Origin of the sequence: Nocardiopsis rhodophaea (genome assembly GCF_039530945.1) — a bacterium.
Classification (GTDB): domain Bacteria; phylum Actinomycetota; class Actinomycetes; order Streptosporangiales; family Streptosporangiaceae; genus Nocardiopsis_C; species Nocardiopsis_C rhodophaea.
On the sequence record NZ_BAAAPC010000014.1, the window covers coordinates 23,006 to 43,616 of the forward strand.

A 20,611-nucleotide genomic window follows, 5' to 3' on the forward strand; every position below is an offset into this window, starting at 1 on the left:
ACCCCCTCGCGCTGGGGTGGGCGGCGGCACCGGTGATACGGACACGGACGCCGCTACCGCCGCCTGGCGTCGTCGTGTGCGCGCATCCGGCCGCACGTTCGACGTCGTGGAGATCACGGTCGAGACGCGCCCGTACCAGCGGTCCGGGCCCGTGCGTTCGCCCCCAAACCACGGCGTGATGATCCTGCTCCCGGAGTATCCCCCCGAGCGTCACGGGCCGGTTTGTGACGCAGCCGGCGGGTGCGCCTACGCTGACTACCAGTGGGAGCTGGGCGACGGCCGGGTGCCGGACGCTCCGGGCGCGACGCGGTGCCCGGACCGCCCTTCGTCCCGGCAACCGACGACGACCCGTCCACCGAACTTGCGCTGCGCCCGTTCGGACCACAGCCGAGCACAAAGGAATGGAAGATCCGATGAGCGCACGCTTCGAGGAGCTGGACTGGCGCCCGACGCCGATGGGCGTCATCAGCCTGCGCCGCAGGTGGGACCCGGTCTTCCGCAAGGACGCCTATGAAATCAAGCTCGACGACGACTTCCTAATGTCGAGCCTGTTCACGGTGGCCGAGGTCGAGGTCGCGCGGACCGCGCTGGCCGAGCTCGAAGGGCAGACCGACCTCGACGTGGCCGTGGGCGGCCTCGGGCTCGGACTCACCGCCGAGACGGTGCTGGAGAACCCGAACGTCGGGTCCATGGTCGTGATCGACGCGCTCGGCGAGGTCATCGACTGGCACAAGCGCGAGCTGATCCCGGCGGGCGCCACCCTCAACGGCGACCCTCGGTGCCGACTGGTCCACGGTGACTTCTTCGCGATGGTCGCCGATTCCTCGGGCCTCGACCCGGAGACCCCGGGGCGCCGGTTCCACGCCATCGTCGTCGACATCGACCACTCGCCCCGCCACGTGCTGCACCCCAGCCACGCCCCCTTCTACGAACCGGCGGGGCTGCGCCGCCTCACCGAACTCCTGCACCCCGGCGGCGTCTTCACCCTGTGGTCGAACGACCCGCCCGACGACGACTTCACGGCGGCGCTCACGGAGGTCTTCGCGGAGGCGAGGGCCGACGTCGTCAGCTTCCCCAACCCGCTCCAGGACCACGACGCGACCAACACGGTCTACGTCGCGACGACGGCGGCGCGGTAGCGCGCCGCGCCCCACTCCCCCGAGGCCATCCGAGGTCAACGAGGGGGAGTGGCGGCGGCTTCGGTCACGCTTCAGTCGCTCCTCCTTCGGCCCGGCGGCTGGGGGAGAGCGGGTTCAGCTCCGGTCGGGGTCGCCGGACGGGGCGGCGAGGTGAGGCCGCCCGATCGTCCGATCACCACCAGGCACAACGCGCCCGCCGTCCCCAGCGCCGCTAGGGCGAGCCACGGCACAATGGCGGCGATCGGCGGGTCGAACTCCAAGACAGCGCCGACCGCGAGGTTGCCCGCGGTGATGGCGACACCGGAGACGGTGTTGTACAGCCCGTAGTGGGTGGCCACCAGCCGCTCGCCGGACAACCGCACCACGGTGTCCATCTCAAAGGGGTAAACGAGCACCCCGCCCAGGCCGAGGAGGGCCGCGGTGAGCAACGCGGGCGCCACGACCAGTGCCGTGGCGGGCAGCGGTGCCACCGCCGCCCCCGCGACGGTTTCGGCGATGGGTGGCACGGCGAGCATCGGCAAGAACGCCACCGCCATCACGGCCAACCCTCGCGGCAGGGCCTGCGCGGCGTCCCACCGGCGCTTGGCCCAGTCGGTGATCCGGACCTGCCCGGCGATGGCAACCAGCGCCGAGACCGCGAAGAGGGAGGCCACCGCGACACTTCCGAAGCCGCCGCTGGTGGATCCGCCCGCTCCCCCCGCGGCCGCTCCGGTCGTGGCGACCACGTCCTGCACGGTCAGCGGAAGCGCCAGGTAGATCTGGAAATTCAGTACATAAGAACCAGCCATGGCGACGGTGAAGGCGACGAAACCGCGGTTGGCTAGCACGCGGCGCCAGTCGCCCAGCACCCCGACAACCCCCGCCCTCTGGTCGGTTGGGGCCGCTGCGCGCCGGGCGGGCAGCGATCGAGCCTGTAGCACGGTCAGTGCGAGGAACAGGGCAGCGGCGACGCCCGCCACGGCCCGGAAGTCGACGGCGACGAGGGCCATGCCGACGAGCGGGCCGACCAGAATGCCGGTCTGGTAGAAGACGTTGAACAGGGCGAAGGCCTCCACCCGCCGGTCCCCGGCGTCGGCGGCGAGATAGGCGCGCACGGCGGGGTTGAACAGCGCCCCCGCGAAGCCGGTCGCGGCCGAGGCCAGGAGCAGCACGGGGAGGGAATCGGCGAAGCCGAGCGCGGCGAAACCCGCGGTCCGCAGCGCGCAGCCGGCCAGGATCGCGGGCTTGTAGCCGAGCCGGTCGGCGATGCTGCCGCCGACGAGGAACATCCCCTGCTGCGCGAGGTTGCGCATGCCGAGCACGAGCCCCACCGCCCACACCGCCATGCCCACACTGTCGGTCAGGTGGAAGGCGAGGTAGGGCATGAGCATGTAGAAGGCGGTGTTGATGGTCAGCTGGTTGACCATCAGCAGCCGCACGCTGCGGTCGAAACCGCGGAAGCGCCGCCAGGTCTCGATCATCGCCGCTCCTCCCCGGAGCCCGTGGACGAATGCGAGCTCTTGGGGGCCGCGGGCTCCTCTGCAGTGACGGAAACGAGGGCGCGCGGATCGACAACGCGGGCGCAGCGCGTCCAGCGGGTCACGACGCGGTCGCGGGTATCCGCGATCTCGTCGGGTTCGTCGAGCAGGGGGTGGTCGAGGAGGCCGTGTTCGGCGCAATAGTCGTCGTTGAAGACGGTGTCGAAGTAACGCTGGGGTCCGTCGGGGAAGATCGCGACGATGCGGTCGGTCGCCGGTCGGGTAAGCGACAGCCAGCGCGCCACCGTGGCGACCGCGCCCACGCTCCAGCCGCCGGTCGCGTAGTGGGAACAGGCCAGGACCCGGCTGGTCCGCACGGCCTGGGCCGGATCGACCCAGTGCACCTCGTCGAACGCCCCGTAGTCAACGTTGCGCGGGTGGATGCTGCTGCCGAGCCCGCGCATGATGCGGGGCCGGGCGGGCTGGCCGAAGATGGTGGAGCCGATGGTGTCGACGCCGACGACGCGCAGGTGCGGGCAGAACGCGCGCAGCGTGCGGGTGACTCCGGCGGAGTGGCCTCCTGTGCCGACCGCGACGATGAGCGTGTCGATCCGCCCCACCTGGGCGGTCAATTCGTGGGCGAGCGGTGCGTAGGCTGCCACGTTGTCGGGGTTGTTGTACTGGTCGGGGCAGTAGGCGGCGGGGTCGGCGGCGAGGAGTTCGGCGACGCGGTCGCGCCGGGCCTGCTGCCACCCCCCGCTGGGGTGCGGCTCGGTGACGGTGTGCACCTCCGCGCCGTATGCCGCGAGCAGGCGCGCCATCAGCGGCTCCATGCCGGGGTCGGTGACCAGGGACACGGGGTGGCCGTAGGTGATCCCGGCCAGGGCGAGCCCGAGGCCGAGGGTGCCGCTTGTAGATTCGACAACCGGAGCGCCGGGCGCGAGCTGTCCGCGCTCGCGGGCGCGCTCGACCATGTAGAGGGCGGTCCTGTCCTTGATGCCGCCGGGGTTATGGCCTTCGAGCTTGGCCCAGAAGCCCCGCTGAGGGGCGCAGAACGGTTCGCCGATCCAGAGCATGGGTGTGTGGCCCACCACTCCGGCGGGCGTGTGCTGCGGCATGGTCGGCGGGAGGGGCAGGAGGCGGCCGGGGCTGGTTTCGGGGAGGGCTGTGCCAAGGGCGTGGGTACTCATGGACCTGCGTCTCTTTCGACTCGCTGTGTCCTCGGGGGACACGTCGACGCCCGGGCCGCGCGCTCGTAGGCGCGGCGCGGAGATCAGGGGTGCGGAGAAGGGAGTACGAACTTCTGCGCACGAGAGGGACCGAGCCGGTCCCGTGGTGTCGGCGGTTTCACGCCGGGAGGGGAACTTGGGGCGAGCGAGCCGTCGGCCGTCATACAGCCGTCAGGCAGCCCCCAGGCCCCTCTCGCACCTCTGGTCCTCTAGACCCGCCACACGCAGAGTGTGAGCAGCAGACGTGCGGCATTGCGCCGCCGCGGGCGCTGCTCGCGGTGGGGACGCCGGCTCTGCCCCAGGACAGGGGGCGTCCACAACCCGACGAGGACGGCGAAGCCCACGGCGAGCAGGAGCGACAGCGTGCTCGGCGACGAGCCGCGCTGATCAGTGCCCCCGTCCATGGCATTGGTGCACTCATGGACCTCGCCGACCGAGTGAGCGCCGATGAGCACAGCGATACCGGAGCCGGTGGCGTCGGCCATCTGCGCGCTCACTGCTGATGACGCGGCGAGCGCTGCGGCCGGGGAAGGATCCGGGGCCGGGGCCGGGGCCGCGACAGCAGACAGGGCGGGCGCCTGAGGAGCGGACGCCGACACATCCGCAGCAGCCACCGCGGGGTGCGCGGCGGAGCACACCATGTGGAGCAGGACGGCAAACAGGAGCGCAACGGCCACGAGGCCGTGTCGCCTAAGTGAGGCTGCGATTACTCGCACGGCACGCATCCTACATAGCGAGTAACGGACGGGTACCGCGAGGATCACGGTTCACTCGTTGGCGGCATCGTGCCGCCACGTGTTAGTGCAGTTCGCAGCCGTTTCATCGGCGATCCGCACGAACTTTAAATCCGTCCCGCCCTGTTGACCCACGATTCCCGCTCCCCGCCCGCGCTCACGGGGGCAGCGGCCACAGCCGCACCGCCGACCCCGCGAGAGCACGCCCGCGGACCTACTCGATCGGCACGTCCTCGAACGTTCCGAAGGCTCCGGCGTCGAAGGTCACCGAGGTGACGCCGGTCGGCGGTGCCGGGAGGTACAGGGACACGTCGTTGGTTGTTCCGGGCCCCTTAAGCCACGGGTAGCCCGCCGCCTCCAGGTAGTGCCGGTCGTCCCGTGTGCCCTGCTCACCGATGCGCACGGCGCGGTAGACGATGTCGGTCTCCGGGTCGACGGCGCTGAACGCGCCGAAGTCAGCGCCGTGGTAGTCGTCGTTTTTGAACCCTCCGTCCCACACGACGCTGAGATCGGTGTCGGGGGACGTGTTGGTGATCCGCAGGTTCGCCACCAGGTAGGCGCCGTCGCGGAAGAAGGGCAGCACTTCCAGCTCGTAGGAGACCCGGCCGATGGACGCGGTGGCGGTGGCGACGACCTCGCCCCGCTCCTCCCGGAAGGGCGCCGGCGGGGCGATGGCGCCCCCGTCGACCTGATCCTCCGACTTCTCCTCGGTCTCGGTGAGCTCGGTGGTCACGCGGGTCTCCTTGATCTTGTAGGAGATCTCCACGCGGCGGTTGCGGGCGCGCGCCTCCTCGTCATCGCTGCCGCCCTCGTCGGCGATCGGCTCGGAGCTGCCGCGGCCCTCGGTCTTGTACTCGTAGGCGGAGCCGAGCTCGGCCTTGAGGTACTGGTGCACGGTCTCGGCGCGCTCCTCCGACAGCTTCTGGTTGTAGTCGTCGTCGCCTTTGCCGTCGGTGTGGCCGACGATGGTGATCGGCGGCTTGTCGGGGTCGGCGCGCTCGCGGGTCTCGGCCACGACCTGCTTCAGCACGTCCTCGGCGTCGTCGGCCAGGTCGGCCTTGTCGAACTCGAAGAGGACGTCGGCGTTGAGCTCGACCTTCTCCTCCGTCGCCGAAGAATCCTTCTGGACGGCGGTGCCCTCGGTAATGCCGTACAGGTTCCAGCCGTAGTCGTCCGAGACCTCGGCGTCGTTCACAACCGGCACGATCGTGTCGCCTTCCTCCACATGTCTGTAGTGCGGAGGCTCCTCGGTGGGGACGTCTCGCGGGCCGTCGGCGTCGGTGACCGGGATGCCGGTGAAGGGGCCGGTGGTGCCGGGGGTGATGACGGTGATGCGTTCGACGTCGTCGGGCAGCCGCGGGTAGTGCGCCTCCATCTTGTACTCGGCGCCGGCGATGACGGTATAGGGCAACTCCTCGGACCCGATGAAGTCACCGTCGTCGTCACGCGCGGGGTAATACAGCCGCTGCCCCACCGGGTCCACCAGCCAGACGTTCACGGGGGTCCTACTCAGAATTCCCCCGGAGAAGGCGTCGGGGGTGTCTTCGTCCTCCTCCCCGGCCGCCGTCGTGATGAACCGGAGGACCGTGCGGTCGTCGTACCGCTCGACGGCCTCGACCTCAAACCCGAGCTTGCGCTCGATGTGCTGCCCGAAGGTTCCCCGTCGGACGAACGGACCGTCGGAGTACTCCAGGGCCGTACTCGGATCGTCCGTGCCGCCCGGCCCGTCAGCGGGGTCCTCACCGCCTCCGCCCAAACTGCATCCGCTGGCCAGTAGCGCGGCCGCGGTGAGGACGCTGCCCAGGCCACGAGATGACCGGTGCGTGAGGTGTCGGGTCATGGGTCGTCGCACTCCAAAAGGTGGGGGAAATGGGGGGATCGGAGGAATGCGGAACGGCGCTGGTGGGTGAGCGCCGTTCACACAGCCTGGTGACGTTACCGGCCGAGGAATCTTTGAGTCCAGCGGGATTGGTGGCCGATCGCGGACACCAAGTGTCCGTGAGGCTTCCTAGCGTCAGCGTCATGGAGCAACCGATCGTGCCGTTCGATATCGATATCCCACAGACGGACCTGGATGATCTGAACCGCCGCTTGGAGAACACCCGGTGGCCCGAGGAACCGCCCGGTGTCGGCTGGGACAACGGGATCCCGGTCGGCTACCTGCGTGAACTGGCTGATTACTGGCGCACTCGGTACGACTGGCGGGCCGAGGAGCGGAAGCTGAACGCCCTGCCGCAGTTCACGACCGAGATCGACGGGCACGACGTGCACTTCGTGCACGTCCGGTCGCCGGAGCCGAACGCGCTGCCGCTCGTCTTGACGCACGGCTGGCCCGGCTCGATCGTGGAGTTCCTGGAGGTGATCGGCCCGTTGGCCGACCCTCGCGCCCACGGCGGCGACCCTGCGGACGCGTTCCACGTGGTGGCGCCGTCACCCCCGGGCTTCACCCTCTCCGGGCCGACCCGCGAGACGGGGTGGACGGTGGCCAGGGTCGCGCGGGCGTGGGCGGAGCTGATGCGCCGCCTGGGCTATCCACGCTACGTCGCGCACGGCGGCGACTTCGGCGCGCTCGTCTCGCGCGAGCTAGGGCTCATCGACTCCGAGCATGTCGCGGCGCTGCACCTCACCCTCCTCGTCTCCGCCAGCGCCACACCGGAGAACGCCGACTTCTCGGTCGAGGCGGAAAAGCGCAGCGTCGAGAAGGGATACCGCTACGACTACGAACTCAGCGGCTACGCGGCCATACAGAGCACGAAACCTCAGCTGATCTCCTACGGGCTGACCGATTCTCCCATCGCCCAACTGGCCTGGATCGCGGACGGATTCAAGTCCTGGACCGACTCGACCAACGTCCCCGAAGACGCCGTGGACCGCGACGCGATGCTGACCAACGTGATGCTCTACTGGCTCACCGGCACGGCGGGCTCCTCGGCCCGTTACTACAAGGAGGGCGTCGAGACCTGGGGCGAGCTCGAACCGGAATCGTCGGTTCCGACCGCGGTCGCGGTCTTCCCGCACGACATCCATCTCCCGTTCCGTCGCCTCGCCGAGCGGAACAACAACATCGTCCGCTGGACCGAATTCGACCGGGGCGGCCATTTCGGCGCGATGGAGGAACCGGACCTGTTCATCGACGACCTGCGGGAATCCTTCCGCGCGTACCGCGGTCCTCGCTCGCCAACTGAGCTCAGTACGTCTATCCCGTCGGTCTGCTGCCGCGCAAGCGTGCATTCCACTGGCAGTGGACCTCGAAGGCGCTCGTGAAGACGAGTGCTGAGGAGGTTATACAATTGATTCATGGTGTGGGCGGAGAATAACTTCCGAGTGCCCACTATGATCCCCATGTGCTGCGCTTGAGGAGTTTTTAGTTGACCCCGTATTCCCTTTCTTTCTATGTCGACGTCGTATCCTCGGGTTCGGTGCTCGGGGCGAAGCCAAGTGACTCTCCTGAGCAGGTCGCGGCGGTTCTCGGTGATGACTTCATCGAAAATTCCGCGTTTACGGACAGCATGTGGCGCGACTACGGGATCACGGAGTTTTTTGGGGCCGTGAGTCTCCCGAACATCTGTGGGTCGGTAGCCATTTCAGCCTGCAGGTTCACCGGCTCGCGTCTGGCGGAAATAAGAATGTTGACCGAAGGCTTCGAGAAAAATACGGGAGATTCAGCCCCAAGCTGCGGTTCGGAAAACTTCGGGGACTTCTGGAGAAACGCGGCGTTCCCCTCGTGGAGGTTCCGGAGTATGGCGGTGAGGACCGCACGTTCTGGCAGCCGGAGTCCCTGGTCGCTGTGACATTTATCAGCGCCCATCCAGACTGGGCGATCCGCAGCAGGCCCAGCTGGCTGCGTATCGGCGATGTTTACCGTATAAGCGCGCCGATGACCCGTGAATCGGTCGAATGGCGGAGGCGGCAGGCGCGTGAGATGGCGTAGCACTGCTTCCCGCCCCGTGCGCCGGTTACGCGTTCTCGGGGCGGCGCTCCAGTACATCGACCAAGGGAGCCAGTTCCGGATTGTGCCGCGCCAGGTCGAGGGCTTCGGCGAGCGCCGTGTCGTTGGTCGGGCGCGCCTCGGCGAGGAGGCGCTGGCCGTCCTCGGTGATGGCCGTGTAGATGCCGCGCCGGTCATCGGGGCACAGCACGCGCATGAGCAGGCCGCGCTCCTCCATACGGTTGACCAGGCGTGTTGTGGCGCTCTGGCTTAGGACCACCGCCTCGGACAGCTCGCTCATGCGCATCCGCGCGCCGTTGTGGGTGCTCAGCACCAGCAGCACCGAGTATTCGCGCGTGCTGAGGTTGTGGCGCGCCTGGAGTGCCCGTTCGATGTGCGCATCGATGGTGCCGTGCAGCAGCGACAGCGCGCACCACCGCTGGGCGAGGCCAGGTCGGGGGGTCATGGCGTGGTCGCTGGGCGCCGGGTCGTCCATGCCGAGCCTCCTGCACGTGATCGGGACGGGGTGGCCCCCGCTATCGGGCATCTCCGCCGGCACCAGGGTAGTCGCTTCCGAAATAGAGCGCGTTCGCAAGTATCGCGCGTGTGCATGTATTGTCTACGCGGGCTATCCGCGTGGACAACAATGAAGGGGCTTTCCACATGCCGTTAGCACTCTGGGCGCTGGCCATCGGCGCCTTCGGGATCGGCACAACGGAGTTCGTGGTGACCGGCGTCCTCCCCGGCATCGCCGACGAGTTCGGCGTCCCGATCTCCGTTGCTGGCAACGTCGCCACCGTCTACGCCATGGGCGTGTTCATCGGCGCGCCGTTGACCACCGCCATTGGCACCCGCGTCGAACGCAAGCGCATGCTGGCCGCGCTGATGGTGTTGTTCGTCGTCGGCAACCTGATCACCTCCGTCGCCCCAACGTTCGGCGTGGTTCTGGTCGGCCGCGTGATCACCTCGCTCACGCACGGCGCCTTCTTCGGCATCGGTGCCGTGGTCGCCGCCGACCTGGTGGCCCCGAACAAGCGCGCCAGCGCGATCGCGTTCATGTTCACCGGGCTGACCATCGCCAACGTCGTGGGTGTGCCCGCCGCGACCCTGCTGGGCCAGTCCGCCAGCTGGCGCGCCACGTACGGGGTCATCACGCTGCTGGGGGTGATCGGGCTGATCGGGATCCTGGCCCTCGTTCCGCGCGGCAGCACACCGAAGGGTGCGCGCATCCGCCCAGAGCTGGCGGCTTTCACCAACCCGCAGGTGCTGCTCGCGATGGCGATGACTGTTCTGGGGTTCGGCGGGGTCTTCGTCTCTATCACTTACATCGCACCGATGATGGTCGAGGTCGCCGGGTTCGCCGAATCCAGCGTCACCTGGCCGCTCATGCTGTTCGGCCTGGGCATGGTCGTGGGCAACTCCCTGGGCGGGCGCTTGGCCGACAGGGCCCTCATGCCGATGCTCTACACCGCGCTGGCGGCGCTCGCCGTCGTGCTCCTCGCCTTCACCTGGGGCGCCCACAGCACGATCGCGTCCGCGGTGCTCGTCTTCCTCGTCGGTGCTTTCGGCTTCGCGACGGTGCCCCCGCTGCAGAAGCGGGTTATGGACAAGGCGGCCGAGGCCCCGACCCTCGCCTCAGCGATGAACATCGGGTTCTTCAACCTGGGGAACGCGATCGGCGCCTGGCTCGGGGGATTCGTCATCGCCCAGGGGTTCGGCCTGACCGCGCCCAACTGGGCCGGTGCCGTGCTGCCCGCCGGGGCGCTGCTGTTGGCGGTCCTGTCCGCCGTGCTCGACCGCCGCGACGCCGCGCGTCGGGTCGCGGTCGCGACGGCCGCGACCTCCACGGACGAGCTCGCGAGTGCGGGTGCGGCCGGGGCGCCGAGAAGCCACGGCGCCCCCTGAACCGCTGCTCCAGCACCCGCGAGCACAGGCCGGCCCAATGGGGGCGGTGCGGTCGGACGCCGCCGTGGCGACGCGCGACCGCACCGCCCCCCGTGGCTGCTGCGGACACGGCCCGTCTCAGTCGCGGATGACGGCCTTGGTGCGCATCAGGAACTCCGCGAGATAGCGGTCGTGCGGGATTCCGGGTGCGAGCCAATGGGTGGGATTGTCGCCGAGGTAGACGTTGCTGATGGTCGGCTCCTCGATCAGCTGGTCGACCAGCTCCTCGGAGGCGCCAATGGCCGTGAGCACCAGCGTGTTGCGCAACGGCGCGACCCCATCGGACGCCGACCAGGGAGCGACCCACACGCACGGGAACCCGAGTTCCACGGCGAGCTGCGGGGCGTCGGGGCTGTCCACCTGGAAGACGGCGGGGCGCAGCGCGGCGCTGCCGTCGCCGAGGTCGTCGGCGATGCCGTCGCCGCCGAGCACCGTCCGGGCGTCCGCAGCGCGGTCGAACAAGTGCTTCTCGATGTTCGCGGCGGTGTCGGCGGGCTGGACGGGGAGCGCGGCGTCCTCGGCTTCCGGGCGCCGCGACGGGATGGAGCCCAGCCGTTCGGCCAGCGCCGCGGCGACCGGTGTCGGGTCGCCCTCGACGAACACGGCGGTGGTGTTGATGCAGCCGGTTCCCCCGTGGAGGGCGACCGAGTCGACGACGGTGTCGAGGTGGGAGCGCCAGTCGTCGCCGCTGAGCAGGATCTTCGACCGGCCGGGCCCCTGCGGGAGCACGGTCGGGTCGGCGGCGTACTTCTCCACGACCTCGTCGCCGCCGTAGACCATGGTCAGGTCGGACGCGGAGACGATGTCGTCAGCACCCGCGTAGTCGGTCGGCAGCAGCGCCACCGAGCCCTCGCCGAGAGCGGTCTCCCGCAGGGCGGCAACCAGGCGGTACGGGGTGAACGGCTCGCGCCGGGACGGGCGCACCACGACGCGGTAGCCCAGGGCCAGCGCTTCCAGCCACAGGGAGTGGACGCCGGGGTGGTTGGCGGGGGCGAGGACCGCGAAGACGTCCCCGCGACGGGTCCACACCGCGCGGCCCCTGCGCGTCAGGGGGTCGCGCCAGTCGTCGACCGCTCCCTCGGGGCGGGCGAAGCGCGTCGAGCGGTAGGCCTCGGCCGCCGCTTCGGCGGTGCGCTGGGTCGCGGCCCGCACGCCCGCGAGCGGCATTCCGGCTACGCGGCTGACCTGGTGCTCGTACTCCGCCAGGGACATCCCGGCGATGGTCGAGGAGGCGAAGGCGCGGCCCGCTTCGGCGAGCGCCGCGGCCCGCTGGTCGGCCGACAGCGTGGGGCCCTTGCGCAGGGCGGCGATGGTGCGGTTCACGTAGAGCCGCGGGACCTGGCTCAGCTCGGCTATGGGCTGTCCGGCGACGTCGGTGACGGTGAGTCGGCTGCGGGCACGGTAAGGGCCGGTGGGCCCAAGAGCGTCGAGCTGGATCGGCTCGCTCATTTAGTACACCCCTTCGATCACGGGCTTGTCGTCGAAGGTGGCGACCGGTGCGACGTCGGCGACCGAGTCGCCCACGTGGCCCGACGGCGCCTCGACGCGGATTGCGGTGTCGCGCTCCAGATTGTTCGGGAGAAGCATCGCCTTGCTCACGTGGTTCATGACGACCTGGCCCCGCTCGCCATAGGCCACCCTGTCCCCTGTGTCGGGGTCGATGACGGCGAAGGTGACGTGCGGGGAGAAGGTGTCGAAGGTGCAGAGGTCCTCGTCGGAGAGGCCCGCCCGCTCCACGGTGCCGGAGAGGATCATGGTGCTGCCGTAGTTGCCCCACAGGTCGACGTCGGGGAGGACTTCGGTGCGGAGCAGGTGCCGCGTGTCGGCGTCCATGTGCGCGCCGCCCCACATGACCACTTCAACCTTGTCGTTGATCAGCTTGGCGGTGTGATCGTCTCGGACCAGGCGCTCCAGCAGCGGGGGAGTGGTCACGAGGTATCCGATGGTCTGCGTTTCGAGCACGTCGCGAGCCTGGGCGACGAGGTGTTCGGCGTAGCGGTCGGCCTCGTCGGCCCGGCCGTCGGCTATGCACCTCTTCACCCAGCGGGGGTCGAGGTCGACGAAGTACGGCACGCCCCCGCGCCGCAGCGCCATGCGCCGCGTCCACGAGCCGAACATGTGCGGGCCGGTCGGCACCACGCCCAGCCAGTTGATCCCGCGTCTGTGGCCGCGCGCGTCCATGTGGCCTTCCTGCCATGACTCCGAGCGGGCCATCCACTCCTCAAGAAAGGGCAGCCGCTTGGGGCTGCCGGTCGTGCCCCCGCTCTCGTAGACCCCGATGACCGTGGCGGTCTCGCCGTAGCCTTTGGGGATCAGATCCTCGAAGGGCACGTTGCGGAACTCGTCGACGACATTGGGGAAGAGGCGCAGGTCATCGAAGGTGTGCACGTCGCGGATCGGATCGAAGTCCAGCGTTTTGGCCCGCTCCAGCCAGTAGGGCGAACCCGTCTGGGGGCTGAAGTGCCAGTGCATCGCGGCTTCGATGAACTCGGTGGCGTCCGGGACCCGGTCCAGCGGGAAATCCAGGATGTCTTCGTGTGCGACTGCCATGATCATCCTCTCGACGCGGACTGTCCGCATCCTCGCTCCTCGGGCGAGTGAGCGGGCGAGCCGATGTACAGCCGAGAATATATTTACAATGATGGAAAGTAAAGAAAATGAGCCGCGCAAGATCCAATCCGACTGAAGGAGATGCCCTGGTATCCGACGGCCGAGCACATGTCGAGCGCACCAACGATTCTGGTCAGCGGGAGACGGAAACGGGGTCGGGTCGCGGGCGTGGCCGCCCCCGCAATCCGGCGATCGAGGAAGCGGTCCTGAAAGCCGTGCGGCACCGCCTCGCACTGGACGGCTACGCGAGGATGAGCATCGCCGACATCGCCTCGGACGCGGGGGTCACGCGTCCGACGATCTACCGCCGATGGCCCACCAAGATCGAGCTGGTAACGGCCGCTCTGGACTATGCCTTTACACGCATCGCTCCGCTACTCCCACCACCCGACACCGACCGGTCGGCCTTCGACGACATCGTTGACCTGCTGCGCCTCTTCAACGAGGCGATGACCAGCCCGGACGGCGGATTCGACATCATCTGTGCGACCCTGGCGGAACGACGCCAGACCCCTGAACTCCTCGCCATGGCGCGCGAACACGGCGTCGAACCCCGCCATGCCCTCATCGAAGCGGCCCTCCGCCGAGGCCAGGAGAGCGGTGAACTCCGCACCGACCTCGACATCGACACAGTCGCCACCATGCTCCACGGCACCCTCTTCCAGTCCTACCTCCGCACCGGCGAGTTCGATCAGGATCTTCCCCAGCGGATCGTGAACGCGGTCTGGCCGGCTATCGCTGCCTCATGAGGTGGCGTCATGGCTACGGCCGGTCATGGTGACGGTGGACTGAAGCGCCCACGTCTCCACCTCCGGCCGGAGTCCGAGCGCCCCGCAGCGCCGGAGCCGGCGCTTACGAGCGCGGTCCAGCCTCGGTCCCTCCGGGGATGTGCTCGTCACGCAGGTCAGCGGACGTTCGCGCGGGGCTATCGGCTCATGGTTCGGCATGCGCGAGGCGACACGGGGATCGCCTGGCCTCGCGGTTTCGCGGACTCGGTGAGCAGGCCCGCGGGTTCGGATTGTCTCGTCCGTCCGGATCTGCCATTGGTGCGTACGGATTGGGGCGGTTTACCCATGCTTGCGGCGACATGTTATTGAGTTGGGCGGAACAAACATCAAAGATTGACGTGCCTTGTGAGGTGAAGCGTGGGGATGCTCGACCATGCGGCCCGTGCCGCCCCTTCGACCGCTACACGGCTGCGTTCGGGTATCTCCCTCCTCGGTCCCGCGTTCGTCGCCGCGATCGCCTATGTCGACCCCGGTAACGTCGCGACGAACATCGCCGCAGGTGCGACCTACGGCTACATGCTGGTGTGGGTCATCGTGGCGGCCAACCTCATGGCGTTTGTCGTGCAGTACCTTTCGGCCAAGCTCGGACTGGTGACCGGTCAGTCCCTCCCCGAGGCTCTGCGCGAGCGCTTACCGCGCACGGCCCGCCTCGGCTTCTGGGGGCAGGCCGAACTGGTGGCCATGGCCACTGATGTGGCGGAGGTGCTGGGCGGGGCGATCGCGTTGCGCATCCTGTTCGGCATTCCCCTCTTCCTCGGCGGAGTGATCACCGGAGCGGTCTCGATGGCGCTGCTGGCGCTGCAGAACCGGTACGGGCAGCGCCCCTTCGAGAGAGCCATCACCGGGCTGCTGGCCGTGATCGCGCTGGGGTTCATGGCAGGGCTGGTCGTCCAGCCGCCATCTCCCGCTGGGACCCTGGGCGGACTGGTCCCCCGGTTTTCCGGCACCGAGAGCGTCCTCCTGGCGGCCGGAATGCTCGGCGCCACCGTGATGCCGCACGCGGTGTACGTGCACTCCGCCCTCGCGCGCGACCGCCACGGACAGCAGACGGGCCTGCTCCGGCAGCGGCTGCTGACGGCCAATAAGTACGACGTCGGCCTCGCGATGCTGCTCGCCGGAGCGGTCAACCTCGGCATGCTGCTGCTGGCGGCGAGCGCTCTGCCGGGGAGCGAGACCGGCGAGTCCCTGGAGGGGGCGCACGCCGCCGTCAGCGCGAGCCTCGGGCCGGCCATCGGCCTGCTCTTCGCGATCGGGCTCCTCGCCTCGGGCTTCTCCTCCACCGCTGTCGGCTGCTATGCGGGTGCGGTGGTGATGGACGGCCTCCTGCGCCGACGCGTCCCCCTCATCGCCCGCAGACTGATCACCTTGATCCCCGCCTTGGCGGTGCTGGCCCTGGGGATGGACCCCACCCGGGCCCTGGTCCTCTCGCAGGTGGTGTTGTCCTTCGGTATTCCGTTTGCCCTGGTCCCTCTGGTCATGCTCACGGCACGGCGCGACGTCATGGGGCGTCACGCGAACGGACGCTGGATCACCGCAGCGGCCGTGGTCATCGCGGCGGCCGTGGTGACACTCAACATCGCGCTGATCTACCTCACCGCGACCGGGCAGGGCTGACGCGAAGCACGAACCGCGGGTACCCGTCGCCCGGCCACCGCGGTGACCACGGCCGCGAACCCGCGAGGCGACAGCGTTCGGATCGGTCGGACCTCAGCGGCTGCCGACCGGTCGGGCCGAGGCCTCGTGCTCGGCAAGTCGCTGAAGATAGGCGTTGTAAGCGTTGAGCTCGGCGTCGCCGTCGCGATCGGCCTGGCGGTCCGTGCGGCGGGCGAGCCGGTCGTCGGAACGCATCCAGGTGATGGCGAGCGCGATCATCACCACGATGGTGGGGATGTCCCCGAACACCCACGTCAGGCCGCCCGCCCAGAGCTGGTCGGCCATGACGTCGACGTTCCACGACGGAGGCGGGGAGGCGAAGAACCGCGCGATCGGTGTCTCGGACATCATCACGGCGATCGCGAAGAAGGCGTGAAACGGCAGGCCGGACATCATGAGCATGATGCGCAGCAGGTGGTTCTTGGAGCCGGGCCAGGGGTCGACCATCAGTACGGGGCCGAAGTAGATGATCCCGGTCATGAGGAAGTGCAGCAGCATGAAGTAGTGCCCCCACACGCTGCTCATGAGGACGTCGAAGATCGGCGTGAAGTAGATGCCGTAGAGGCTGAAGATGAACAGCGCCAGGGTGAACGCCGGGTGGGCGCCGACCTTGGCGATCGGGCTGTGCAGCAGCCACACCAGCGCGCGCCGCGGTGCGCCCCGCCGACCTTTTCCTGTGGGCAGCGTCCGCAGCAGCAGGGTCACGGGCGCGCCCAGGAGTAGGAAGACCGGGGCGAGCATGGTCAGGATCATGTGCTGGAACATGTGGACGCTGAACAGCGCCATGCCGTAGCCCTCGATGCCGGTGGCCGTCACCCACAGGACCAGGGCCACCCCCACCGCCCAGCTCACGGTCCGGCCGATCGGCCAGGGGACCCCGCGCCGCCGCAGGCGGAGGACGCCGACCGCGTAGAGGACGGCGAGCAGGGCGCACAGCACGGGGAAGAGCGCATAGGGCTGGGGATGCCAGGCAAGCAGGCCCGCCAGGTCGGGAGGTGCGGTCGGCATCCACATGGGCCCCGACATCCCGTTGTGCATGTTCATCGTCATTTCGTCGTTCATGGTTCTTCCAAAGAGTGCGGAGGCAATCGCCGAGGCCGAGGGGCCCCGGCACGGGACGTGTGCTCGGGGCCCGGCGCTGGCGGTAGGGCGTACGACAGGGGGTTGGGGACTGCTCAGCGCAGCGCCCTCCGGTAGGTCCGAAACGCCGGGGAAATGGCCGCGGTAATCGCCAGAAACCCCGGGGCACGGGTCGGTAAGAAGGTCACGGCGCGCAGCCCTCAGCGGCGCGGCGCGCAGCCGACCACACGGCGAGAAGCAGGTTGGATTACAGGGAGAGGGACCGGAGAAGGGCGCGCGTCAGCGCCGGATCCGCATCCGCCCTAGACCCGCTGGATGCACAGCGACAGCAGGAGGGGAGGCCCGACGGGCGGCACGGCACGGAAGCGGCGGAGGAGACGGTACCCCGCCTGCGGCGGCACCAGCCGGAACGCCACGACGAGGGCCACGCCGAGTGCCACCAGGAGGAGCGCCTGCGGCGCTGTCAGGCGTTGATCGACCCCCATGTCCTCGTCGGCGGCGTGGGGGGAGGCTCCGGTGTCGTCCGCGTTGTGCGGCGCCACGGCGGCGGTCGCCGGTTCCACCGAAGTGGCGGCGACCGGGGCCGCGCTCACCGCGGCGGCATCATCGGGGACGGCGGCGGCCGCATGGCAGACCGAACAGAGGAAATGGACCAGCACGACCAGCGACAGCAGGAGGAACCGCAGGGGGATCCGCTGTCGCCGTGCACTGGTCGCCTCGATCACGCGTCGTACCCTACCCGGGCCGCCGCACGTCGGCGCTCCGCCCCCGGGGCTGTGCGTCGATGGCTGTGCGGTGCCCAAACACAGGGCAGCCCGTCGGTCCGCGTGCCCCTTCTCACGGGCGAAGCCCGCCGCCGGACGCGAGGAACCAAGGGTGGGCGGAGGGGGTGCGAGGTCGTAGCCGCCGAGTCGGATGTCCGTGCCGCGTCCCGCCATCTGGGTAGAGACCGTGACCGAGGATCCCGATGTTTTCTGGTGTTGCGCTGCCAGGGCATTCGCTGGACAGACACGAGCGACATTCAGAAAGCTTTGAGCCGTGGCGTCCGCATCAGGTAACAATAGGTGGTGATGTCCGCCGCAGACCCCCCTCAGGCGGCCGCTCCGGATGACGGCCCGGGACCGTCCTCCCGTCACCGGCCGTTCAGTTACCTCACCGCCCCGAACGCCCCCCTGTACCGGGCGGTCATGGGCGTGTTCGTGCGCGAGAAGGAGCGCTACACCGTCCACTTGCGGCCGGAGGACGTGCACCGGCTCCTGCCGGAGGAGCAGCGTCCCGCTGAACGCGAAACCGTGGTCGAGGCCCTCGACCGCCTCACCGAGTGGGGCAACCTACGGCCCGACCCCGACACCACCCGGGTCACCGCCGTCGAGGACTTCTACCGGCGCCGCTACATCTACCAGCTCACCCGCGAAGGCGAGGCGGTGGAGGAGGCACTGGCCGCCTACGACGCCGGGCTTGGACGGCGCGGCGCGCTCCAGGCCGTCGCCCTGGCCGACATCGAGGCGCGGCTGCGCGAACTCCTCGCTCACGTCGGGCAGCCATCCCCGGACCCCGCCGTGGTGCACCTCGCCCTGCGTGACCTCGCCGGGCGGTTCGGCGACCTGGCGGACAACGCCCGCGCGTTCATGGGGTCGCTGCAGCGCACCATCGACCTGCACGACGCCGACGTGGCGGTGTTCCTCGCCTACAAGGACCGGCTGATCGACTACCTCGAACGGTTCATCCGCGACCTGGTCGTCACCGGATCCGCCATCACCCGCCTTTTGACCGAGCTGGAGCAGCCCGCCCCCACAGGCGGTCCGGCAATCGATCGGCTCCTGCGTATCGCGGCGGAGCGCGATGCCGAGGACGCCGCGCCGGGTGCCCCCGATGCGACGGACCCTGCGGTCGGTACGGACAACAGGGCCCTCGACACCGCCCTCGACACATGGCGTGGCAAGTGGGACGGCCTGCGCGGCTGGTTTCTCCGCTCTTCCGGACACGAGCCCCAGGCCAAGTTGCTGCGCTCAGCCGCCCGAAGCGCCATCCCGCAGCTGCTAGCCGTCGTCTCCGCCCTCAACGAACGCCGTTCCGGGCGCTCCGACCGGTCCGCCGACTTCCGCGCTTTGGCGCGCTGGTTCGCCGACGCACCCGACGACGCCTCCCGGCACCGCCTGTGGCGCGCGGCCTTCGGCCTCTACCCGGCGCGCCACCTCACCATCGACACCACAACCCTGGAGCGCCGCCACGCCGAACCGGTGCCGCCCTCCACTCCGTGGTCCGAGGCCGAACCGCTGCGCATCAGTCCGCAACTGCGCAAGACCGGGCAGTACGAGCGCAAGGGCAAGCCCAACAAGATCACCGATCGCACGGCGGAGCGCCGCCACCTCGCGGAGATCGCGCGCAAGCAGTCCGAAGAAATCGCCGCGGCCCGCGCCCGCCTTGACACGGGAGGCCCGATCCGGCTATCCGACATCGGTGAACTCGACCCCGCCGCCTTCGCGCTCTTCCTCGGCCTGCTCGGCGACGCCTTGGCCACGTGGCGGCCCGGCATCACGCAGACCGTCGCCACCAGCAACGACGGCGGGATGGAGATCCGCCTGCGGGCCCTGGACGGGGCGGGAACCGCGGAAATCCGCACGCCGCACGGTGTGTTCAGCGGGCCGGACCACCTCGTTGAGATCCTCGATGTCGAGGCGCGTGCGGCGGCGAGGCTCGACCATGGGGAAGGGAACGGACCATGAGCCCCACCGTCACGCCGCTGGAGGAACGCAACCGCGAACAGCGCCGTGCCGAGGTGCGCCGGGCAGCGCGCGCTCTGCTGCGCGCACCGCTGCTGGTGGGCAGGGGGCGCACCGCCGACGACTTCCGCCTAGTCCGCCAGCACGCCCGTGAGCTAAGGGAATGGTTCGACCGGAACACGGGCTGGGCCCTGCAGGTCGACAGCGAGACCGCCCGCCTGCGCAAGTCGCCCGGAGACGTGCACGTCGCCACCCACGCCGCCCGGGAAGTCAGAGGGGCCAAGCTCGCTTTTACCCGCCGCCGCTACGTGCTCTTCTGCCTGGCGCTGGCGGTGCTGGAGCGCTCCGAGGCGCAGGTCGCGCTGGGGCGACTGGCCCAGGGCATCGTGATCGAGGCCCAGGAACCGTCGCTCGCCGAGGCAGGCATCGCCTTCACTCTTGAGGAACGCGGCGAGCGGACCGACCTCGTCGCGGTCGTGCGGCTCCTCATCGAGCTGGGCGTTCTCGACCGGGTCGCCGGGGACGAGGACGACTACGTCCGGGCCACCGGCGACGTCCTCTACGACGTGCGGCGCCGGGTGCTGGCTGGGCTGCTCACCGGCCGGACCGGGCCCTCGATGATCACGGCCGAGCACTTCGAACAGCGCCTGGACGATCTGGCCACCGATCCCGCCCTGGACGCCATGGACAGCGGGGACCTGCGCAATCGGGCGCTGCGCCACGCGCTCACCCGCCGCCTGCTCGACGATCCCGTCCTCTATTACGACACCCTGACGGACGCCGAGGCCGCCTATCTGACGAGCCAGCGCGCCGCGATCACAACGCGGATCACCGAACTGACCGGACTGGTCGCGGAAGTACGCGCCGAGGGCATCGCCATGGTCGACCCCGACGACGACCTCACCGACGTGCGGATGCCGGAGCAGGGGACGCACGGCCACGTCACCCTGCTGCTGGCCGAGCGCCTGGCCGCCAACGTGACCGAACCCGTGCCGGTGGCCCGGCTGGAGGCCGACGTACGCCACCTCGCCCAGACGTACGGCGCGTACTGGAAGAAGTCGGCCAAGGAGCCCGGAGCCGAGACCGAGCTCGTCGCGCGCTCCGTGGAGAAACTCGTGGCGTTGTCTCTGGCGGAGCACGGCACCGACACGGTCACCGGAGAACCCACGGTCGCGCCGCTGCCGGCCCTGGCACGCTACGCCGTCGGCGAGCCGGTGGTCCGCTCGGCCAAGCCGGCCCAGGGAACCCAGCGATGACGTATCGGCACCGCACACGGAAACGCGGCGGCGCAACGCACGGGCCGCAGCGAAACGATGAGGAGCAGGG

The 20,611-nt window shown here is 69.5% G+C and carries 17 protein-coding genes; 8 read left to right on the forward strand and 9 right to left on the reverse strand.

Annotated features, from left to right (window positions below; genetic code table 11):
- The first annotated feature begins 413 nt into the window (after positions 1 to 413).
- Complete coding sequence (locus tag ABD259_RS16255; protein ID WP_344163535.1) at positions 414 to 1,139, forward strand: polyamine aminopropyltransferase; 726 nt, start codon at positions 414 to 416, stop codon at positions 1,137 to 1,139.
- Between the two features lie 71 nt (positions 1,140 to 1,210).
- Here ABD259_RS16255 and ABD259_RS16260 read toward each other — a convergent pair whose 3' ends face one another.
- From ABD259_RS16260 to ABD259_RS16275, 4 genes are all read right to left on the reverse strand, one after another.
- Positions 1,211 to 2,599, reverse strand: coding sequence for an MFS transporter (locus tag ABD259_RS16260; RefSeq protein ID WP_344103429.1), 1,389 nt, complete (start codon positions 2,597 to 2,599; stop codon positions 1,211 to 1,213).
- Positions 2,596 to 3,786, reverse strand: a complete 1,191-nt coding sequence (locus ABD259_RS16265; RefSeq protein WP_344163538.1) for a PLP-dependent cysteine synthase family protein — start codon at positions 3,784 to 3,786, stop codon at positions 2,596 to 2,598. Before ABD259_RS16265 ends, ABD259_RS16260 begins: the two co-directional genes overlap by 4 nt.
- A gap of 248 nt (positions 3,787 to 4,034) precedes the next feature.
- Positions 4,035 to 4,502, reverse strand: a complete 468-nt coding sequence (locus ABD259_RS16270; protein ID WP_344163540.1) for a hypothetical protein — start codon at positions 4,500 to 4,502, stop codon at positions 4,035 to 4,037.
- Between the two features lie 271 nt (positions 4,503 to 4,773).
- Positions 4,774 to 6,399, reverse strand: coding sequence for an OmpA family protein (locus tag ABD259_RS16275; RefSeq protein WP_344163543.1), 1,626 nt, complete (start codon positions 6,397 to 6,399; stop codon positions 4,774 to 4,776).
- Positions 6,400 to 6,581: 182 nt separating this feature from the next.
- Between ABD259_RS16275 and ABD259_RS16280 the strand changes: the two genes are divergently transcribed.
- On the forward strand, positions 6,582 to 7,823 hold the full coding sequence (locus tag ABD259_RS16280; protein WP_344163546.1) for an epoxide hydrolase family protein: 1,242 nt from the start codon (positions 6,582 to 6,584) through the stop codon (positions 7,821 to 7,823).
- 104 nt (positions 7,824 to 7,927) lie between these two features.
- Positions 7,928 to 8,350 (forward strand): hypothetical protein, encoded by a 423-nt coding sequence (locus ABD259_RS16285; protein WP_344163549.1) that lies wholly within the window; start codon positions 7,928 to 7,930, stop codon positions 8,348 to 8,350.
- Positions 8,351 to 8,515: 165 nt separating this feature from the next.
- Here the strand turns inward: ABD259_RS16285 and ABD259_RS16290 are convergent, their stop codons facing one another.
- Positions 8,516 to 8,983, reverse strand: a complete 468-nt coding sequence (locus ABD259_RS16290; protein WP_344103442.1) for a MarR family winged helix-turn-helix transcriptional regulator — start codon at positions 8,981 to 8,983, stop codon at positions 8,516 to 8,518.
- A 167-nt stretch (positions 8,984 to 9,150) separates the two neighbouring features.
- Here ABD259_RS16290 and ABD259_RS16295 point away from each other — a divergent pair, with 167 nt between their 5' ends.
- Positions 9,151 to 10,392: an MFS transporter gene (locus ABD259_RS16295; protein WP_344163552.1), complete on the forward strand. Its 1,242-nt coding sequence runs from the start codon at positions 9,151 to 9,153 to the stop codon at positions 10,390 to 10,392.
- A 117-nt stretch (positions 10,393 to 10,509) separates the two neighbouring features.
- Here ABD259_RS16295 and ABD259_RS16300 read toward each other — a convergent pair whose 3' ends face one another.
- Both ABD259_RS16300 and ABD259_RS16305 read right to left on the reverse strand, forming a co-directional pair.
- Positions 10,510 to 11,880 carry an aldehyde dehydrogenase family protein gene (locus tag ABD259_RS16300; RefSeq protein ID WP_344163555.1) on the reverse strand — a complete coding sequence of 457 codons (1,371 nt, stop codon included), beginning with the start codon at positions 11,878 to 11,880 and terminating at the stop codon, positions 10,510 to 10,512.
- Complete coding sequence (locus ABD259_RS16305; RefSeq protein ID WP_344163558.1) at positions 11,881 to 12,981, reverse strand: phenylacetate--CoA ligase family protein; 1,101 nt, start codon at positions 12,979 to 12,981, stop codon at positions 11,881 to 11,883.
- 107 nt (positions 12,982 to 13,088) lie between these two features.
- Between ABD259_RS16305 and ABD259_RS16310 the strand changes: the two genes are divergently transcribed.
- Both ABD259_RS16310 and ABD259_RS16315 read left to right on the forward strand, forming a co-directional pair.
- On the forward strand, positions 13,089 to 13,790 hold the full coding sequence (locus ABD259_RS16310; RefSeq protein WP_344103451.1) for a TetR/AcrR family transcriptional regulator: 702 nt from the start codon (positions 13,089 to 13,091) through the stop codon (positions 13,788 to 13,790).
- A 402-nt stretch (positions 13,791 to 14,192) separates the two neighbouring features.
- A complete protein-coding gene (locus ABD259_RS16315; RefSeq protein ID WP_344163561.1) occupies positions 14,193 to 15,443 on the forward strand; it encodes an Nramp family divalent metal transporter in 1,251 nt (416 codons plus the stop codon).
- Positions 15,444 to 15,536: 93 nt separating this feature from the next.
- Here ABD259_RS16315 and ABD259_RS16320 read toward each other — a convergent pair whose 3' ends face one another.
- Entirely contained in the window at positions 15,537 to 16,544 is a 1,008-nt protein-coding gene (locus ABD259_RS16320; RefSeq protein WP_344163564.1) for a cytochrome c oxidase assembly protein, read from the reverse strand.
- Positions 16,545 to 16,864: 320 nt separating this feature from the next.
- Complete coding sequence (locus ABD259_RS16325) at positions 16,865 to 17,287, reverse strand: hypothetical protein (RefSeq protein ID WP_344163567.1); 423 nt, start codon at positions 17,285 to 17,287, stop codon at positions 16,865 to 16,867.
- Positions 17,288 to 17,632: 345 nt separating this feature from the next.
- On the opposite strand from ABD259_RS16325, the gene ABD259_RS16330 reads away from it, so the two are divergent.
- Together ABD259_RS16330 and ABD259_RS16335 are read left to right on the forward strand one after the other, a co-directional pair.
- Positions 17,633 to 19,288 carry a TIGR02677 family protein gene (locus ABD259_RS16330; RefSeq protein WP_344163570.1) on the forward strand — a complete coding sequence of 552 codons (1,656 nt, stop codon included), beginning with the start codon at positions 17,633 to 17,635 and terminating at the stop codon, positions 19,286 to 19,288.
- The gene (locus ABD259_RS16335; protein WP_344103459.1) at positions 19,285 to 20,541 is read left to right on the forward strand and encodes a TIGR02678 family protein; all 1,257 of its coding nucleotides are present in this window, start codon (positions 19,285 to 19,287) and stop codon (positions 20,539 to 20,541) included. Before ABD259_RS16330 ends, ABD259_RS16335 begins: the two co-directional genes overlap by 4 nt.
- Positions 20,542 to 20,611 lie beyond the last annotated feature (70 nt).